General features: G+C 67.8%; 17 protein-coding genes, 1 other RNA gene and 1 pseudogene. 9 read left to right on the top strand and 10 right to left on the bottom strand.

Translation table 11 applies throughout. From position 1 onward, the window contains the following. Positions 1 to 367 precede the first annotated feature (367 nt). Complete coding sequence (locus ACESMO_RS00875; protein WP_372706292.1) at positions 368 to 1,564, top strand: S41 family peptidase; 1,197 nt, start codon at positions 368 to 370, stop codon at positions 1,562 to 1,564. On the opposite strand, the gene purT is transcribed toward ACESMO_RS00875, so the two are convergent. Together purT and tkt are read right to left on the bottom strand one after the other, a co-directional pair. Then, positions 1,561 to 2,760 carry a formate-dependent phosphoribosylglycinamide formyltransferase gene (purT, locus tag ACESMO_RS00880; protein WP_372706293.1) on the bottom strand — a complete coding sequence of 400 codons (1,200 nt, stop codon included), beginning with the start codon at positions 2,758 to 2,760 and terminating at the stop codon, positions 1,561 to 1,563. The genes ACESMO_RS00875 and purT overlap by 4 nt on opposite strands. 30 nt (positions 2,761 to 2,790) lie before the next feature. Beyond that, positions 2,791 to 4,740 carry a transketolase gene (gene tkt / locus ACESMO_RS00885; RefSeq protein WP_372706309.1) on the bottom strand — a complete coding sequence of 650 codons (1,950 nt, stop codon included), beginning with the start codon at positions 4,738 to 4,740 and terminating at the stop codon, positions 2,791 to 2,793. A 143-nt stretch (positions 4,741 to 4,883) separates the two neighbouring features. Here tkt and ACESMO_RS00890 point away from each other — a divergent pair, with 143 nt between their 5' ends. The 5 genes from ACESMO_RS00890 (at position 4,884) to ACESMO_RS00910 (ending at position 7,247) form a co-directional block, all read left to right on the top strand. Further along, positions 4,884 to 5,141, top strand: a complete 258-nt coding sequence (locus ACESMO_RS00890; RefSeq protein ID WP_372706294.1) for a hypothetical protein — start codon at positions 4,884 to 4,886, stop codon at positions 5,139 to 5,141. Continuing rightward, entirely contained in the window at positions 5,141 to 5,452 is a 312-nt protein-coding gene (locus ACESMO_RS00895; RefSeq protein WP_372706295.1) for a cell division protein ZapA, read from the top strand. The genes ACESMO_RS00890 and ACESMO_RS00895 overlap by 1 nt, the downstream gene beginning before the upstream one ends. 86 nt (positions 5,453 to 5,538) lie before the next feature. Then, a non-coding RNA gene (ssrS, locus tag ACESMO_RS00900) (6S RNA) lies at positions 5,539 to 5,699 on the top strand. Between the two features lie 181 nt (positions 5,700 to 5,880). Continuing rightward, a complete protein-coding gene (locus tag ACESMO_RS00905) occupies positions 5,881 to 6,426 on the top strand; it encodes a 5-formyltetrahydrofolate cyclo-ligase (RefSeq protein WP_372706296.1) in 546 nt (181 codons plus the stop codon). Further along, positions 6,423 to 7,247, top strand: a complete 825-nt coding sequence (locus ACESMO_RS00910) for a YmdB family metallophosphoesterase (protein WP_372706297.1) — start codon at positions 6,423 to 6,425, stop codon at positions 7,245 to 7,247. The genes ACESMO_RS00905 and ACESMO_RS00910 overlap by 4 nt, the downstream gene beginning before the upstream one ends. Positions 7,248 to 7,284: 37 nt before the next feature. On the opposite strand, the gene ACESMO_RS00915 is transcribed toward ACESMO_RS00910, so the two are convergent. From ACESMO_RS00915 to ACESMO_RS00935, 5 genes are read right to left on the bottom strand one after another with little or no spacing between them, the layout of a single operon-like run. After that, complete coding sequence (locus ACESMO_RS00915; protein WP_372706298.1) at positions 7,285 to 8,856, bottom strand: alkaline phosphatase; 1,572 nt, start codon at positions 8,854 to 8,856, stop codon at positions 7,285 to 7,287. Between the two features lie 50 nt (positions 8,857 to 8,906). Further along, positions 8,907 to 10,307: a cytochrome P450 gene (locus ACESMO_RS00920; RefSeq protein WP_372706299.1), complete on the bottom strand. Its 1,401-nt coding sequence runs from the start codon at positions 10,305 to 10,307 to the stop codon at positions 8,907 to 8,909. Between the two features lie 15 nt (positions 10,308 to 10,322). Beyond that, a complete protein-coding gene (locus tag ACESMO_RS00925; RefSeq protein ID WP_372706300.1) occupies positions 10,323 to 10,760 on the bottom strand; it encodes a DUF305 domain-containing protein in 438 nt (145 codons plus the stop codon). Beyond that, positions 10,760 to 12,964: a phosphoribosylformylglycinamidine synthase subunit PurL gene (gene purL, locus ACESMO_RS00930; RefSeq protein WP_372706301.1), complete on the bottom strand. Its 2,205-nt coding sequence runs from the start codon at positions 12,962 to 12,964 to the stop codon at positions 10,760 to 10,762. Before purL ends, ACESMO_RS00925 begins: the two co-directional genes overlap by 1 nt. An 11-nt stretch (positions 12,965 to 12,975) precedes the next feature. Then, on the bottom strand, positions 12,976 to 13,773 hold the full coding sequence (locus ACESMO_RS00935) for a hypothetical protein (protein WP_372706310.1): 798 nt from the start codon (positions 13,771 to 13,773) through the stop codon (positions 12,976 to 12,978). 174 nt (positions 13,774 to 13,947) lie between these two features. Between ACESMO_RS00935 and ACESMO_RS00940 the strand changes: the two genes are divergently transcribed. Next, entirely contained in the window at positions 13,948 to 14,199 is a 252-nt protein-coding gene (locus ACESMO_RS00940; RefSeq protein ID WP_372706302.1) for a hypothetical protein, read from the top strand. Here ACESMO_RS00940 and purQ read toward each other — a convergent pair. After that, positions 14,196 to 14,858 (bottom strand): phosphoribosylformylglycinamidine synthase subunit PurQ, encoded by a 663-nt coding sequence (gene purQ, locus ACESMO_RS00945; RefSeq protein WP_372706303.1) that lies wholly within the window; start codon positions 14,856 to 14,858, stop codon positions 14,196 to 14,198. The genes ACESMO_RS00940 and purQ overlap by 4 nt on opposite strands. A gap of 112 nt (positions 14,859 to 14,970) precedes the next feature. Here purQ and ACESMO_RS00950 point away from each other — a divergent pair, with 112 nt between their 5' ends. After that, entirely contained in the window at positions 14,971 to 15,174 is a 204-nt protein-coding gene (locus ACESMO_RS00950; RefSeq protein ID WP_372706304.1) for a hypothetical protein, read from the top strand. Between the two features lie 5 nt (positions 15,175 to 15,179). Here the strand turns inward: ACESMO_RS00950 and ACESMO_RS00955 are convergent, their stop codons facing one another. Further along, positions 15,180 to 15,653, bottom strand: coding sequence for a YbhB/YbcL family Raf kinase inhibitor-like protein (locus ACESMO_RS00955; RefSeq protein WP_372706305.1), 474 nt, complete (start codon positions 15,651 to 15,653; stop codon positions 15,180 to 15,182). 81 nt (positions 15,654 to 15,734) lie between these two features. Here ACESMO_RS00955 and ACESMO_RS00960 point away from each other — a divergent pair, with 81 nt between their 5' ends. Further along, positions 15,735 to 16,430, top strand: a complete 696-nt coding sequence (locus ACESMO_RS00960; protein ID WP_372706306.1) for a S66 peptidase family protein — start codon at positions 15,735 to 15,737, stop codon at positions 16,428 to 16,430. Between the two features lie 16 nt (positions 16,431 to 16,446). Here ACESMO_RS00960 and ACESMO_RS00965 read toward each other — a convergent pair. Beyond that, positions 16,447 to 16,565, bottom strand: a pseudogene (locus ACESMO_RS00965) (IS5/IS1182 family transposase); the annotation flags it as partial.

Below are 16,565 nucleotides of genomic sequence, written 5' to 3' on the forward strand. Positions count from 1 at the left end.
TCAGGGTTGGCGCTTCAATGGAACCGGCGGCGGCGGGGATCAACCCCGCAGCCGTAACAAGGCGTGATGAACTGTAACGTCCATCTCGAGATCGGCAGGGACAGTCGGGCGACCAGTCCGCCCTTCGTTGAGGCGGGCGAGCGCCGCCGCGATGGCACGTGCGCGTCTTGAGCCACCGCGTCGAAACGCGTCGGGACGGTGAAGATTGATCCGTACCGGCGTCTTCGTGAGTTGATGCGCGAGCGGTTCGCGGCCTAACGTGGTCGCCATGACATTCCGCCGCCTCCTGTTCCGACTGACCGCGTCAGCAGCGATGAGCCTTGCGCTCGTCGCGGCACCGGCGTCGGCGTCCACGCAAGAGCCCGGCGTGGGCCCGACGCGTTCGTCGGCCGACAACGCCGCGCCGCCGTCGCGAGAGCGGGCGCGGATGAACCAGCGGGTCTTTGACCGCGTCTGGAGCGAGGTCAGGGGGCAATACTATGACCCGGCCCTGCACGGAGTCGACTGGAACGCGGCGCGTCGCACTTACCGGCCGCAGGCCCTGACGGCGGCGGACGACCGGACGCTGTACCGGACCCTGCGCCAGATGCTGTCCTTGCTGGACGACGATCACGCCGGTGCCGCGCCGCCCGCCATCGCCCGCCGTCAGGCCAGCCTGCGTCACACCCGGCCTGTCATCGGCCTGACCCTCCGGCTCAAGCCTGAGCAGGAAGGCCGGTATCTGGTGGAACAGGTCCGCGAGGGCTCGCCCGCCGCCGACGCGGGCGTTCTTCTGGGTTGGCACCTGGAGACCTCCGGTCCGGGCGTCTGGTATCCCGAGCAGGACGTGCTCGAAGGTCAGCCGGTCAATCTGGTTATTCTCGACGATCAGGATGAGCGGCGCGCCCTGGTCCTGACGCCGCGCGTGATGGCTCCCAAGCCCGCCTTCGTCTCCGACCGCAGCCGCGAAGGCGTGGTGGTGCTGCGCGTCGAGGGGTTCGAGGCGGGTCTGGGTCGCTGGATGGGCGAGCAACTGGCTGATCTGAAGCCCGACGACGACGTCGTGATCGACCTGCGCGGCAATCCCGGCGGGCGGCTGATGGAGGCCGATGCGGTGCTGAGCTGCTTCCTGCCGGCCGACCAGGCGTGGGCGACGCGCACGACCCGGTCCGGACAGCGCATCGTTCTCAAGACTGCCGGGGGATGCGGCGATCTTGCGGGGCCGTCCAGTCACGATGTCGCCGTTCTGGTCGACGGCCAGAGCCGTTCCGCCGCCGAACTGACTCCCGCCGCCTTGCAGGAGGCGGGCCGTGCTCTGGTGGTAGGCGAACGCACGGCCGGAGCCGTTTTGATTTCACAGGATTCTGTCCTGCCGGACGGCGGCCGCCTGACCCTCAGCCGCGCCGACTTCGTCACGTCCGGCGGCGTGCGTCTGGAGAAGCGCGGCGTCACACCCGACCTGAGCGCGACCCTGTCCGCCGAGGACCGCATGGCGGGGCGCGATCCCGCGCTGGCCGCCGCCATCGCCGCCCTGGCCATGCCCCGGGCCGAACAGGCGCTGGCGCATGCTGCGCCTGCGCTTTAGCCCTTCACGGGTCTGACGCACGAAGCGGCCAGCCGTGCGCGCTCTCGCGCCTCCTCCGTGGTCGCACCCCGCGCCGTGGCCACGCCCATGCGACGGCGCTCATAGCTCTCGGGTTTGCCGAACAGGCGCAGGTCGGCGGTCGGGACCGACAGCGCCTCGACGACGCCCTCGAAAGCGATACCGGTGGCGTCCATGCCGCCGTAGATGACCGCGCTGGCGCCGATGTCGCGCTGGCTCACGTCGACCGGCAGGCCGAGGATGGCGCGGGCGTGCAGGGCGAACTCGCTCATGGTCTGGGTCGCCAGGGTGACCAGGCCGGTGTCGTGCGGGCGAGGGGAGACCTCCGAAAACCAGACATCATCGCCCTTCACGAACAGCTCGACCCCGAAGACGCCGAGGCCGCTTAACGAGTCCGTGATCTTGCGGGCGATATCCTGAGCACTCGTCAGGGCGGCGGGCGTCATGGCCTGCGGCTGCCAGCTCTCTACATAGTCGCCCTTGACCTGGAGGTGGCCGATGGGGGCGCAGAAGTCGGTCCGGACCGCGCCCTCGTAGATCGAGCGGACGGTCAGCAGGGTGATCTCGAAATCGAAGTCGATGCGGCCCTCGACGATGACAGTCGCCGTTTCGACCCGGCCGGAGGACTGGGCGTGGGCCCATGCGGTTCCTGCCTCGTCGATGGAACCAATCATTGACTGACCCTTGCCCGACGACGACATCACCGGCTTGACGAAGACCGGCAGGCCGATCTTTGCGGCGGCCTCGGCCAGTTCGGAGGCGGAGGTCGCGAAGGCGTAGGGCGAGGTGGGTAGACCCAGTTCCTCGACCGCCAGACGACGGATGCCTTCCCGGTTCATGGTTAGCCGGGTAGCGCGCGCGGTTGGGATGACCATGGCATGGCCCGCCGCCTCGATCTCGGCCAGGACGTCGGTGGCGATGGCCTCGATCTCGGGCACGATGATGTGCGGCATCTCGGCGGCGATGACACCGGCCAGGACATGCGGGTCCGTCATCGGAATGACGTGGCTGCGGTGGGCGACCTGCATGGCGGGCGCGTTCGGATAGCGGTCGACGGCGATGACCTCGACGCCCAGCCGCTGCAGTTCAATCGCGACCTCTTTGCCGAGCTCGCCGGCGCCGAGCAGCATGACGCGGACGGCGGTGTCGGAGAGGGGGGTGCCGAGCTTCATCGTCATTCTCCATACCCGCGCCCGGCGGGAGCGGGTTCAGAGCCTCTGTTTGACCGCCGCGACGACAGCCTCGGCGGTGATGCCGAACTCGCGGTACAACACCTCGGCCGGGGCGCTGGCGCCAAAGCCGGTCATGCCGACGAAGGCGCCGTCCTCGCCGATGAATCGCTCCCAGCCCTGCTGAATTCCGGCCTCGACGGCGACGCGGACGGTGCCGCGACCGATCACCGAGGCCTGATAGGCGGCATCCTGCTGGAAGAAGAGCTCGAAACAGGGCACGGAGACCACGCGGGTGGGCGTGCCTTCGGCCTCCAGCGTTTCGGCTGCCTGCAGCGCCAGCGGAACCTCGGTGCCCGTGGCGAACAGACTGACCTTCGCCTTGGCCGAGGCGGGTTTCAGCTCATAGGCGCCACGCGCCGACAGATTTTCGGTCGCGGCCGCGGTCCGGACGGCGGCCGTCTTCTGGCGCGACAGAGCCATGGCCGAGGGCGCGGTCCTGTGCTCCAGCGCCAGGCGCCAGCACTCCATCGCCTCGACCGTGTCTGCGGGGCGGAACACCAGCAGGTTGGGAATGGCGCGCAGGGCAGACAGATGCTCGACCGGCTGGTGCGTCGGACCGTCCTCGCCAAGGCCGATACTGTCATGGGTCAGGACGTGGATGACCCTCACACCCATCAGGGCGGCAAGCCGGATCGCCGGACGGCTGTAGTCCGAGAAGACCATGAAGGTCCCGCCGTAGGGGATGACCCCGCCATGCAGGGCCATGCCGTTCATCGCCGCGGCCATGCCGTGCTCGCGGATGCCCCAGTTGACGTAGCGGCCCTCGTAGGTCGGCGCGTCGAAGATCGGCGTGCCCTTGACGAAGGTGTTGTTCGAGCCGGTCAGGTCGGCTGAACCGCCGATCAGTTCAGGGATGGCGGCGAACAGTTCGTCCAGCGCCGCGCCCGACGCCTGGCGGGTGGCTTGGGCCGGTTGGGTCTCGACCAGTTCGGCGATCTTCGCATTCAGGGCGTCGAAGGCACCGGCGGGCAGCTCGCCCCGCATGGCGCGGGTGAAGTCGGCGGACTGGGACGAGGCGTTCAGCCGGGCTTCCCACGCCTTGCGCTCTTTCGAACCCCGCTTGCCTACCTTCTTCCAAGCCTTGTCGACGGCCTCGGGCAGTTCGAACGGAGCGTGCGCCCACGTCAGACCGAGACGGGTGGCGGCGATCTCGGACGCGCCCAGGGCCGCGCCGTGGGTCTTGTGGCTGCCTTCCATAGTGGCGGCGCCGCGACCGATCTTCGTCTTGCAGGCGATAAGGGTCGGCTTGTTCTGCCGCGTCGCCCATTGCAGGGACGATTGAATGGCCTTCATGTCGTGGCCGTCGATGGCCTTCACGGCCCAACCGGCGGCCTTGAAGCGTGCCTTCTGGTCGGTGGCGTCGGACAGGGACACCGCCCCGTCGATGGTGATGCTGTTGTCATCCCACAGCACCGTCAGCTTGTTCAGTTGATATCGTCCGGCGAGGGCGATCGCCTCCTGCGAAACGCCCTCCATCAGGCAGCCGTCGCCCGCGACGACCCAAGTGCGGTGGTCGACCAGATCGGCGCCGAAGCGGGCGGCCAGATGGCGTTCGGCCATGGCGAAACCGATCGAATTGGCCAAGCCCTGGCCCAGCGGTCCGGTCGTGGTCTCGATGCCCGGCATATGGCCGTATTCGGGGTGACCCGCAGTCTTCGAGCCCCACTGGCGGAAGTTGGACAGCTCTTCCCTGGTCGCGGCCTTGTAGCCGGTCAGGTGCAGCAGGGCGTAGATCAGCATCGAGCCGTGACCGGCCGACAGGATGAAGCGGTCGCGGTCGGCCCAGTCTGGGCGGCTGGCGTCGAACTTCAGGAATCTGGAGAACAGAACCGTGGCGACGTCGGCCATACCCATCGGCATGCCCGGATGGCCGCTCTTTGCCTTCTCGACCGCGTCCATCGACAACACCCGGATGGCATCCGCCATCAGCTTGGGAGAGGCCTTTTCGGAGACGGTCTTGGCGTCGGTCACGGGGGGACCTTTCGTCGGGGGGGCGGAAAAAAGGAAGCGCGCCGCTTTACCCCGGCGCGCGCGCGGGTTCTATACGGATTCTGGAGGATTTGACCCGAATGGACGCAGCTTCGGCCGCCAAGGACCGTGTCGACCGCGCGCTGGCGTTGCTGGAGCGTCGCTTGCTGGACGTCAAGTCGCGGGCGACGGCAACCAGCCGGGTCGCGGACGACGACCTGTTCGCGCCCGAACCCTCCACCGAGACCGACCGCGTCCGCATCCACGAACTGGAATCTGCGGGCCGCGACGCAGCCGAGGCCCTGTCTCGCGCGGCCGACGCGATCCGCGACACGCTTGCCGAACCGGAGAGCCGCTGATGGCGACTGTGACGGTCGAAATTAACGGCCGGCCCTATGCCGTGGGCTGTGCCGACGGGCAGGAAGATCGCGTCCGCATTCTGGCCAATCAATTCGATGGCCATGTCCGACAGGTCGCGGGCGAGGTCGGCCACGTCGGCGACATTCGCCTGTTCCTGATGGCCGGGCTGATGCTGGCCGATGAGTTGCATGAGTTGCGCGCGAACGGCGGGGCCGCTCCGACGGCGTCCGCCGCGGCGGGCGGCGACGGCGTGGCCGAGGCGCTGAACGCCGTCGCCGCCCGGCTGGAAAAGATCGCCCAGGGTTTCTGAGCCTCCTTCTTGTCGCGCAGCGATGAGGAGGAAACGACACGGCCATTGTTACGCCCCGGCGGAAGGACTATCTTGCTACACGGCGGGTCCTGCTGCGGCCCTCGTCGAAGGCAACATTTCCTCGCGACCTTAATTCACTCGAAGGGAGCTGTCCCTGATCAGGCCCGTGGGCCTGGGCACACGGCGCCCACCTGGCTACCCAGGTCGAGAGGATTTAAACGCCCTTCACGGTTCTTGCGGCGCCGCCACCCTCTTCCTCCTTTGCGCTACCGCTCGCCGCGCCGCGGCTCGCTGCCTGAGCGCGGACCGGGCCTATCGTCACCCTCCGGCTTGACCGGAGGGTCGCGGCGCGGTCGCTCGCGGCTTGAGCGCGGTCGGCGTGCGCGCTACGGCTGGCCGGCGTGTTCGACGCGGCCCGGGCGTCTCCCATGATCGACAAGCGCGCACTCCGGGCGACCATGCGAGCCACGCGCAAGCGTCTGGCTGGCCTCGACGCAGGCGCGGCCGCGCGCGCCGCCGACCAGGCCGACGCCCTGCCGCCGGGGCGGATCATCGCCGTCTATCGCGCCATCGGCTCCGAACTGGGCGCGGACTTCCTGTCATTGGCCCTCAGCCGGGCTGGGCGCGAGTTGTGTCTGCCGGTGGTGATCGCGCGGGATGCGCCAATGGTATTCCGCCGCTGGTCGCCCGGCGAGCCGCTGGAACTGGACGAGGCCGGCGTGCCCGCCCCCTTCCCGCTGGCTGAGATCATCGACCCCGATCTGATCCTCGCACCGCTGCTGGCGTTCGACGCTGTGGGCAGGCGGCTGGGCCAGGGCGGAGGCTATTATGACCGGACCTTCGCGGCGCGGCCGAACGTCACGCGCATCGGCTTCGCCTACGCCGGTCAGGAGGTCGAGCATCTGCCGGTCGAGGCACATGACATCCGGCTGCATGGCGTTCTGACCGAGACCGGCTATAGACCCTTCGCATGAGACTGGCTTTTTTCGGTGATGTCGTCGGCAAGTCCGGACGCGACGGCCTGAGCGACCACCTGCCCGGCCTGAAGCGCGACCTGAAGCTCGATTTCGTGGTGGTCAACGCCGAGAACGCCGCCGGCGGGTTCGGCATCACCGAGAACACCGCACGCGAGCTGTTCATGGCCGGGGCCGACTGCCTGACGCTCGGCAATCACAGCTGGGACCAGCGCGAGGCCCTGACCTATATCGTGCGCGAGCCGCGCCTGATCCGGCCGGCCAACTACCCGCGATTAATGGACGCCCCCGGTGCGGGCGCCAATCTGTTCGAGACCCAATCGGGCAAGACGGTGCTGGTTATGAACGTCCTGGGCCGCATCCACATGGACTCGATGGACTGCCCATTCAGCGCGGTCGAAAAGGAGCTGGCCGCCTGTCCGTTGGGCGTGGCCGCCGACGCCGTCATCGTCGACATGCACTGCGAGGCCACGTCCGAGAAAATGGCCATGGGCCATTTCTGCGACGGCCGCGCCTCGCTGGTCGTCGGCACCCACACCCATGTGCCCACCGCCGACTGCCAGATTCTGCCCGGCGGTACGGCCTATCAGACCGACGCCGGCGGCTGCTGCGACTATGACAGCGTCATCGGCAACGAGAAGGAAGAGCCGCTGCGGCGCTTCACCACCCGGCTGTCGGGCGGGCGTTACGTCCCGGCGCACGGGCCGGCGACGATCTGCGGTGTCTATGTCGAGACCGACGACAAGACCGGGTTGGCCACGCGGGTGGAGCCGATCCGGGTCGGCGGGCGGTTGAGCCAGGCGGTGCCCGTCATCGGCTGACCCGCGTAACGGTCGCATCGCGCCCGGTCGCTGAGGATCAGGCTGCCACCACCCGTGCGTCGCCGCTGGCCACCGCAAATTTCGCGCGCGTGGTCAACGTGCCGCCGCGCTCCGAGACCTTGTCCAGCACCTTGAACTCGGTCTGCCAGCGCTCGGGCGTCACGTCGCAGACGACGTAGCCGCGCTGGGCGTTGTTGAACTTCAGGAACGGATTGTCGGCCTGGATGCGGCGGCCATCGGCCCGTTGATCCTGTCCGTTACCCGACGAGCTGATCGAGGTGGTGACGAACTCCGAGGCGATGGGCGCGCCCTCGGGATTGCGGCCGTCGATGTGCAGCTCACCCGCATAGTTCTGATGCTCGTCGCCGGTCAGGACGATGGTGTTGCCGATCCGGCGATCCTTCAGCCGGCGCAGCAGACGCGCGCGGGGGATGCCGTATCCGGCCCAGGTGTCCAGGTTGTAGCCCAGATCGGGGCCTTCCTTGCGATCCAGGTCCATGACCATGATCTGCTGGGCCAGCACCTTCCAGTGGGCGCGGCTGCGGTCCAGGTTCTGGTACAGCCAGGCCTCCTGCGCCTGACCCAGGACTTGGGCGTCGGCGGCCGAGACGCCGGCGCAGGTCGACGCCCAGGCGTCGTCGCATGGCTGGTTCGTGCGGTACTGGCGCGTATCCAGCAGGTTCAGGTCCAGAAGGTCGCCCCAGGCGGCGTGGCGATACAGCTGGGTCGCCGAGCCGCGCGGGAAGGCCGAGCGGCGCATGGGCATATGCTCGTAGAAGGCCTGCATCGCCGCCTGCTGGCGCAGCATGAAGATCTCGGGCGGCGTGCCGTCCTGATCCAGGGCGGAGACCCAGTTGTTGTCGATCTCGTGGTCGTCCCAGGTCACGTACCAGGCGGTCGAGGCGTGGCTGGCCTGAAGGTCGGTATCCATCTTGTACTGGGCGTAGCGGCGGCGGTACGCCTCCAGCGCATAGATCTCGCCACCAATGTGCTGGCGCGCATTCTCCGACGTGCCGGCCGGACCGTTGAAGGTGCGGTTGCCGCGCCCCTCGTAGATGTAGTCGCCATAGCAGTAGATGAAGTCGAGCCGTTCCTCGGCCGCCTTGCGGTGGGCGGTGTAGAAGCCCTGCTCATAGGCTTGGCAGCCCACCACGCCGAAGCGGGCCTGTGCCGTGGCCGCGCCGGCCGCCGGGGCGGTCTTCGCCCGGCCCGTGGCGGTGCGTTCGCGACCGGCGATGAAGCGATAGAAATATTCGCGGTTCGGCTCCAGCCCCCCGACCTCGACGTGGACGGCATGGGCCAGTTCGGGCCGGGCGATCACCTCGCCGGAGCGGGCGATGGTCCCGAAGCCCGGACTGGTCGCGACTTCCCATTTCACCGGCATTGGCGCCGACGGCATGCCGTTGCCAATCTCGAGCGGCCGGGGGGCCAGACGGGTCCAGATCACGAAGCCGTCGGACGAAGGGTCCCCGGCGGCGATGCCAAGCTGGAAAGGGTATTCGGCGAAGACCGGATCGGCCAGCGCCTGTCTGCCTGTGCCGATGACGGCACCGCCCGCGCCCAGACTCAAAAGCAGCCCGCGACGGGACAGGGACTCGAATGCGCGCATCGGGCTTCTCCAGAATGAGCGCCCGAACTAGCCCGGAAATGTGACAGCCGTCACGCGGTCTTGCGTCGCCTCAACTTCAGCCGGATCGGCCGGGCACTGCGCAGGGTGATCTGGTGGACGGGGCGAGGCTCCACGGTGGTGATGGCCTCGACGTCGGCGGCGCCCAGAATGGTGGCCAGGGCGATGGTCGCCTCCTGCAGGGCGAAGGCGGCGCCGATACAGACGCGAGGGCCCGCGCTGAACGGGATGTAGGCGTAACGGTCGATCGTCTTGCGGTTCGCGGGCAGGAAACGTTCAGGGCGGAAGGCGGCGGGGTCGTCCCACAGGCGCTCGTGCCGGTGCAGCACCCACGGCGAGATGATCACCGTCGTGCCGGCCGGGATGACTTGCCCGCCGATCTCGTCGGGCGCCAGAGCGATGCGAGCCAGGGTTGGGGCGGGTGGGAACAGGCGCATCGCCTCCTCGATCACTGCCTTCGTCCATGGCAGTCTGTCGGCCCAGCCGGCGTGGGTCGGATCGAAGGCGTCAGCCTCGGCCTTCAGGCGGTCGGCCACCTCGGGCGCGCGCGAGATCAGGTGCAGCGCCCAGCCCAGCGTCCGGGCCGTGGTTTCGTGTCCGGCGAGGATGAAGGTGAGAATGTTGGCCGCCACCTCGCGGTCGTTCAGCCCGCCGGCGCCAGGCTCCCGTGCGTCCTCGTCCCGCGCCGTCAGAAGGGCGCTGAGCAGGTCCGCCGGCAGCGTGTCGCCGGCATCCATGCGAGCGCGGCGCGTCTTCACCAGTCTCGCCACGCTCTGTTCGAAGAATCGCGCCGAGCGGAAACTGGCCAAGCGACCGAGGCGCGGTACCCAGTTCGGCGCATCCAGGACGTCCAGCGGATCGATCCGCGCCCCGACCGACAGATAGCGGTTGAGCGCCCGCTCGAACCCTTCGGCCTCGCCGCCCAAGTCATCTGAAAAGAGCGTGGCGGACAGGATGTCGAAGGTCAGGCCGGACATCTCGGTGTCGATGTTCAGCACGCGTGGGGCCGTCGACAGTCGCCACCCCTCGACCCTTGCGCGGCACACCTCCGCCATCCGCCCGCTCAGCGCGACGGTGCGGGCGGGGGTGAACAGCGGGGCGAGGATGCGACGGGCGCGGCGCCAGACTTCACCCTCGGTCAGCAACAGGCCGTCGGACAAGAGCGGCCCCAGCACGCGGCGCTGCAACGCCCCCTTTTCATAGTTGGCGGCGTTCTCGGTCAGGACCCGACGTACGCCTTCAGGGTGGCTGACGACGATGACAGCGCCGAGCGGCCCTTGGCCGAACTGCTGAGGTTCCTCGAAATGCCGCCGCGACCATGTCTGCAGCGGATCGCGCCAGCTCTGCCACAGGAAGGACACAAGCGGCATTGGGCGGTCGCGGCGCGGCGGTGTCCAGGGGCGGAAAGGCGGGGGCGAGAGGGTGTCCGTCATCGCCCCGCCTCGTCCTCAGTCCGCCGCCGCCGCGGGTCGCCACGCCCGCATCTCGGCGATCTCCTGGGTCTGGGCGGCCTTGACCCCTTCAGCCATGCGACGAACCTCGGGGTCTTTCGACTCTGACAGCGCGACGTCGGCCATCGCCACAGCGCCCTGGTGGTGGGCAATCATCTTGGCGATATAGGCCTGATCGACGGTGGCTCCCGACGCGGCCGACATGCCCGCGTGCATGGAGGCTTCCGAGGCCGCGAAGGCCTGATCGCCCGCCGTCGCCGACGCGCCATGACCCATGTCGGCGTGGTCCGGACTCGACACCGCGCCGTCCTGCACCGTTGCGGCCTGTCGTTCGGACGAGGCGTCGCGCATCGCCTGATTGACGGGGTCGCCACCGCCTTCGCAGGCAGCCAGCAACAGGGCGAGGGCGGGGAGGGCGATCAGGGCGTGGCGCATCAGACGTTTCCTTCGATCCAGGTCGGCATCCAGCTTTCATGCATCTCGCGCAGGTGGTCCAGCGGAAGCCGGAACAGGTCGCCGGACGAAAGGTCGCGGCCCACGGCGCGGCCGACAACCGAGGCGTGAACCCCGGCCTTTTGCGCCGCAGCTATAATGCTGGTCGCATCGGACACGGCGACCAGATAGCGGGCCTGGTCCTCGCCGAACAGGAAGATGTGGCCGTGGGTTTCGCTGGTGGCGTCCAGTTCAACACCGACGTCAGACGCCAGCGCCATGTCCGCCGCCGCCCCGATCAGGCCGCCGTCCGACAGGTCGTGGACGCAGGTCAGGTCGCCAGCCTCGATCAGGCCGCGCACGAAGTCGCCGGTCTTGCGCTCCAGGGCCAGATGGACCGGCGGCGGCGCCCCGTCCTCGCGGCCCAGCACTTCGCGCAGATAGAGGGACGAGCCCAGCTCGCCGACCGTCTCGCCGATCAGCACCAGCAAATCGCCCTCGACCATGCCGCCAAAGTCGACGACGACGTCATAGTTGGTCAACAGGCCTACCCCCCCGACCGTCGGAGTTGGCGGAATGGCCGCGCCGTTGGTCTCGTTATAGAGGCTGACGTTGCCACTCACGACCGGGAAATCCAGCACCCGGCAGGCCTCGGCCATGCCGTCGATGGCGCGCACGATCTGGCCCATGATCTCGGGCCGCTGCGGGTTGCCGAAATTGAGGTTGTCGGTGATGGCGATGGGCCGGCTGCCGACGGCGGTCAGGTTGCGCCAGGCTTCGGCCACGGCCTGTTTGCCGCCTTCATAGGGATCGGCCAGCACATACCGTGGCGTGCAGTCCGAGGTCATGGCCAGACCCTTGTCTGTGCCATGCACCCGCACCACGCCGGCGTCGGCGGCAGTGGCCGAGTCGTGCAGGGTGTCGGCCATCACGTGGCGGTCGTACTGCTCCCAGATCCAGCGCTTGGACGCCATGTCCGGACAGCACACCACCTTGATCACCGCATCGACCCAGCTGTCCGGCGCCGGCACGTCGGCGGGGGCGAGACGCGGCTGAAGCGCGGGCTGGACCCAAGGCCGGTCGTACATCGGCGCGTCGTCGAACAGCGGGGCCAGCGGCACGTCGCAGACGGTTTCGCCACGATGCTTCAGCACCAGACGGCCGGTGTCGGTGGTCACGCCGATGACGGCGGCGTCGAGGCCCCACTTCTTGAAGATGCGGCGGCCGTCTTCCTCGCGGCCGGGTTTCAGGACGGCCAGCATTCGCTCCTGGCTCTCTGACAACATCATCTCATAGGCGGTCATGCCGTCTTCGCGCTGGGGCACCATGTCCATGTTCAGCTCGACGCCCACGCCGCCCTTGCCGGCCATTTCCACAGAGGAGCTGGTCAGGCCCGCCGCACCCATGTCCTGAATCGCCGCCACGGCCCCTGAGGCCATCAGCTCCAGCGTCGCCTCGATCAGCAGCTTCTCTGCGAAGGGGTCGCCGACCTGGACCGTGGGGCGTTTCTCGTCCGAATCCTCGTCGAACTCCGCGCTCGCCATGGTCGCGCCGTGGATGCCGTCGCGGCCCGTCTTCGATCCGAAATAGACCACGCTAAGGCCCGGCGCGGGGGCGGCCGAATAGAACAGGCTGTCGGCCCTGGCCACGCCCACGCACATGGCGTTGACCAGGATGTTGCCGTTGTAGCCCCTGTGGAAATTGGTCTCGCCCGCCACGGTCGGCACCCCGACGCAGTTGCCGTAGCCGCCGATGCCCGAGACCACGCCCTTGACCAGCCGCCGGGTCTTCGCGTGCGACGGATCGCCGAAGCGCAGGGCGTTCAGCAAGGCCACGGGACGCGCGCCCATGGTGAAGACGTCGCGCATGATGCCCCCCACGCCGGTCGCCGCGCCCTGATAGGGCTCGATGAAGCTGGGATGGTTGTGGCTCTCCATCTTGAAGATGCAGGCGTCGCCGTCGTCGATGTCGATGACCCCGGCGTTCTCGCCCGGTCCGCAGATGACGCGCGGGCCCGTGGTCGGGAATTTGCCGAGGTGTATCTTCGACGACTTGTACGAGCAGTGCTCGGACCACATCACCGAGAAGACGCCCAGTTCGACGTGGTTTGGCTCGCGGCCCAGCCGGTCGAGGACGACCTGATACTCGTTCGGGGCCAGGCCATAGTCGGCGGCCAGTTCAGCCATGGTCTTCTGCGGAGCGCTCATGGGCGCGCCTTCTAGCCGTTAGAGGAAGTCGTGTCAGCCTCGCCTTGCGTCTGATCGCGCGTCACGCGTCGTCCGCCTTCGGGACGCAGGCGGAAAGCCAGGATCAAGGCGCTGACGACCGTGGCCACGGATGCGGCGAGGGCGAACATCGACAGCATCTGATTGCCCCTCTCCTGCTCGGCCACGAAGACGCCCAGCAGACCCCAGGCCACGGGCAGGGCGAAGGCGATGATGCGAAGCTGCCGCGTCACGAACAGCGCCACCAGAACCACCACGACGATGGCCAGCATGGCCCAGACCGTCGGCGCGAGAATCGGCGGCAGGTCGCCGTTTCCGGTCGCCACCGTCAGAAGGTTCACTGGCGCGGCGATGCTCAGCCACCCCGCCAGCAGACTGAGGGGCCAGACGGTCATCCAGCGGTCGCGGTCCTTTCCAGGCAAGGCCCGGATCGATCCGGCGTTGGCCAGCAAGGGAATAAGCAGCACGGCCAGAGACCCGAAGATCAGCACGATGGTCGCGAGTTCCCAATCGAAAGCGGCTGCGAAAAGCCATGTGCCTATGCCGACGAAGGCCAGCGCGGAAGGCACGCCGAAGCGGTTGATCGTGTCGCTTTCTCCCGTCTGCGGGAGCGCCTGTCGAACGGCGTAGACGAGCAGCCCCAGATAGATCGGCCCCCAGATCGAGAAGGCGTAGGAGGCGACTTTCAGCGTTGCGTCGCTGTCAGCAGAGAATTCGGCGGGCGACTGGCCGGGATTTGCAAATCCTTGAATGGCCCCCGCCAGAACCGCGAATGCGGCGGTTCCGATCACGATCAACCGGCGTGTCATTTGCTGTGGACTAGGGCGGACTATGGACGACATGACGGCTCCAGGGGCGGCGGCAAGGTAAGTTACGTTCGGCGACGGTGAAGGTTCACATTTGCGGCCCGGCGGAACCGCGACCCATCGCTGCGGTTCTCCCCGCGTAACTCACAGGAGCGCCTCATGGCCGACAATCCGAACCGCCCCGACGAAGACGCCCGTTTCGAAACCAATGAGGTCGACGCCACCCGCGGCCGCGAACAGGGTCTGGGTGTTGGAGCCCGCGAACTCCGGGCTCAGCGCGATCCGGGCGATGTCCAGTCCCGCGATGACGAGGATGCCCACGTCGGGGCGGCCGAGGACGACAAGGATGGTCTGGATCAGGTCGCGGGCAACAACGCGGATGGTGCCGAGGGGCCGGTCAAAAAGGCCTAGGCCGCGGCCATCACGCTGCGGAACAGGGTCGCACCGTCGGCGGACCCCAGTTCGGCTTCGAACGCCCGATCCGGATGGGGCATCATGCCCAGCACGTTTCCGCGCTCATTCTGGAGGCCGGCGATGTCCGCAACCGAGCCGTTGGGGTTGTCGACATAGCGGAACACCACTTGGCCCTCACCCTCGATCCGGGCCAGGGTCTCGGCGTCCGCGAAATAGTTTCCGTCGCCGTTGCCCTGGGTCATGACGACTTCGCCCTGACCCTGATAGCCCGCGGTGAAGCGGGTCTGGCCGTTGGCGACGGTCAGGCTGATCGGCTTGCAGACGTATTTGAGCCCCGCGTTGCGCAACAGGGCTCCCGGCAGCATGCCGGCTTCGCACAGGATCTGGAAGCCGTTGCAGATGCCCAGCACCGCCACGCCGTCGTCGGCGGCCTTCTTGACCGCCTGCATGATCGGCGACTGCGCCGCCATGGCCCCGCAGCGCAGATAGTCGCCATAGGAAAAGCCGCCCGGCAGCACGATGAGGTCCAGCCCCGACGGCAGCGCCGCCTCCTGATGCCAGACCATCTCGACCCGCTCGCCGGTGGTGCGTTCGACGGCGACCTTGCAGTCGCGGTCGCAGTTGGAACCCGGGAAGACGATGACGGCAGCGCTCATGGCGCGGGCGTTTAGCAGGGTTCGGAGACGATGTCAGCGGCGCGCCTGTTGCGGCCTGAATGACGCGGGTCTTCACAACAAGCTTGGTCGTCATGGCAGCGGAGCGAACCCCATGGCCAAGACGCCGAGTCCCGCGCCGGTGAAGACCCTCGTGCTCATCATGCAGGCGATCGCCGTGATCAGCATCCTGTACGGCATCTACCTCATGTGGGCTTCGGATGCGCCCAGCCTGCCGTTCCTTCTCGGCGGGGCCATCGCGTCCTCGCTGTCGACGGTCATCGCATCACAGCTTGGCAAAAAGGCCAAGGGTGACTGAGCCTGTCAGCCCCGGGTCTCATAGGTCGCCGTGATCGACGCCTTGGCCAAGGTGCGAAAATGCAGGTTGAAGCCGAACACGGCCCCTGAGTTGTCGGGCGTGACGGGCAACGCCGCCGTGTCGACCGCGAAGAGGGTGAAGACATAGCGGTGCGGTCCGTGGCCCTGCGGCGGGGCGGTGCCTCCAAACCCGGGCTCGCCGAAGTCGGTGCGGCCTTCGACCGCGCCCTTGGGCAGGCCGGAGGGCGAGGCCCCCTCTGCCAGTTCGGCTACGTCGGCGGGGATATTGGCCACGGTCCAGTGCCAGAAACCCGACCCGGTCGGCGCGTCAGGATCGAAACAGGTGATGGCGAAACTCTTGGTGCCCTCGGGCGCACCCGACCATTTCAGGTGTGGCGAGCGGTTGCCGTGGTCGTAGACCAGCTCGTCCGGCAGGGTCTCGCCGTCGCAGAAATCGTCAGAGGTCAGGATGAAAGTCATGGCGTCTCCTGCCTTCCGGACCACAATGCGCCCTTTTCCGCGCATGGTTTCGTCCCCTTGGTTATCCTGTATCTTCAACGTATGAAACGGCTTCAGTCCCTCGCCATCCCCAAGTCGCTCGCCCCGGGCGACACAGTCGCTGTCGTCAGCCCGAGCTGGGGCGGAGCGGCGCGCTTCCCGTACCGTCTGGACGCAGGTCTCAAGATCCTTCGTGACCGCTTCGGCTTCGTGATCCGCGAGACGCCCGGCATGCGCGCAGATCCGGATTGGCTGGCAGCCAACCCGCAGGCGCGTGCGGGCGACCTGATGGCCGCCTTCGCCGACCCCGAGGTCAATGGCATCGTGGCGGCGATCGGCGGCGACGACGCTGTGCGCCTTGAGCCCTTCCTGCGCCTGGACGTGATCGCCGCCAACCCCAAGGTCATGCTCGGCTATTCAGACACGACCGCCCTGCATTTCGCCTGCCTTAAGGCGGGATTGCGATCCTACTATGGGCCTTCCGTTATGTCGGGCTTCGCCGAGAACGGCGGGATCAGCCCCACGACCGAGCGGGGCTTCCGAGCCGCCGTGATGAGCGCTGAACCCTTCAACCTGCTGTGGGCCGCCGAGGGTTGGACCGACGAACATCTGGACTGGTCTGCCAGGGAACTCCAGTCTCGGCACCGCCGGCGCACCCATTCAACTGGCCCTCGGGTACTGCGAGGTCAGGGGCAACACGCTGGGCCCCTGATCGGCGGATGTCTGGAGGTGCTCGAAATGCTGAAGGCCACGCCCTAGGCTCAGGACTCATTGATCATAGCCAGAAGATCACCGTGGCGGCGATAGTGATGGCAGACATGAAGGTGTGTGCGCATCGGTCGTAGCGGGTGTGGATGCGCCGCCAGTCCTTGAGCCTGCCGAACATGTTCTCGA

This window comes from Brevundimonas sp., assembly GCF_041688735.1.
Taxonomy (GTDB): Bacteria; Pseudomonadota; Alphaproteobacteria; order Caulobacterales; family Caulobacteraceae; genus Brevundimonas.

Coding starts and splice junctions, on each gene's coding strand:
- purT (WP_372706293.1), bottom strand. CDS start 2,760: ATGACGATGAAGCTCGGCACCCCCCTCTCCGACACCGCCGTCCGCGTC.
- tkt (WP_372706309.1), bottom strand. CDS start 4,740: ATGGCGGATGCCATCCGGGTGTTGTCGATGGACGCGGTCGAGAAGGCA.
- ACESMO_RS00890 (WP_372706294.1), top strand. CDS start 4,884: ATGGACGCAGCTTCGGCCGCCAAGGACCGTGTCGACCGCGCGCTGGCG.
- ACESMO_RS00895 (WP_372706295.1), top strand. CDS start 5,141: ATGGCGACTGTGACGGTCGAAATTAACGGCCGGCCCTATGCCGTGGGC.
- ACESMO_RS00905 (WP_372706296.1), top strand. CDS start 5,881: ATGATCGACAAGCGCGCACTCCGGGCGACCATGCGAGCCACGCGCAAG.
- ACESMO_RS00910 (WP_372706297.1), top strand. CDS start 6,423: ATGAGACTGGCTTTTTTCGGTGATGTCGTCGGCAAGTCCGGACGCGAC.
- ACESMO_RS00915 (WP_372706298.1), bottom strand. CDS start 8,856: ATGCGCGCATTCGAGTCCCTGTCCCGTCGCGGGCTGCTTTTGAGTCTG.
- ACESMO_RS00920 (WP_372706299.1), bottom strand. CDS start 10,307: ATGACGGACACCCTCTCGCCCCCGCCTTTCCGCCCCTGGACACCGCCG.
- ACESMO_RS00925 (WP_372706300.1), bottom strand. CDS start 10,760: ATGCGCCACGCCCTGATCGCCCTCCCCGCCCTCGCCCTGTTGCTGGCT.
- purL (WP_372706301.1), bottom strand. CDS start 12,964: ATGAGCGCTCCGCAGAAGACCATGGCTGAACTGGCCGCCGACTATGGC.
- ACESMO_RS00940 (WP_372706302.1), top strand. CDS start 13,948: ATGGCCGACAATCCGAACCGCCCCGACGAAGACGCCCGTTTCGAAACC.
- purQ (WP_372706303.1), bottom strand. CDS start 14,858: ATGAGCGCTGCCGTCATCGTCTTCCCGGGTTCCAACTGCGACCGCGAC.
- ACESMO_RS00950 (WP_372706304.1), top strand. CDS start 14,971: ATGGCCAAGACGCCGAGTCCCGCGCCGGTGAAGACCCTCGTGCTCATC.
- ACESMO_RS00955 (WP_372706305.1), bottom strand. CDS start 15,653: ATGACTTTCATCCTGACCTCTGACGATTTCTGCGACGGCGAGACCCTG.
- ACESMO_RS00960 (WP_372706306.1), top strand. CDS start 15,735: ATGAAACGGCTTCAGTCCCTCGCCATCCCCAAGTCGCTCGCCCCGGGC.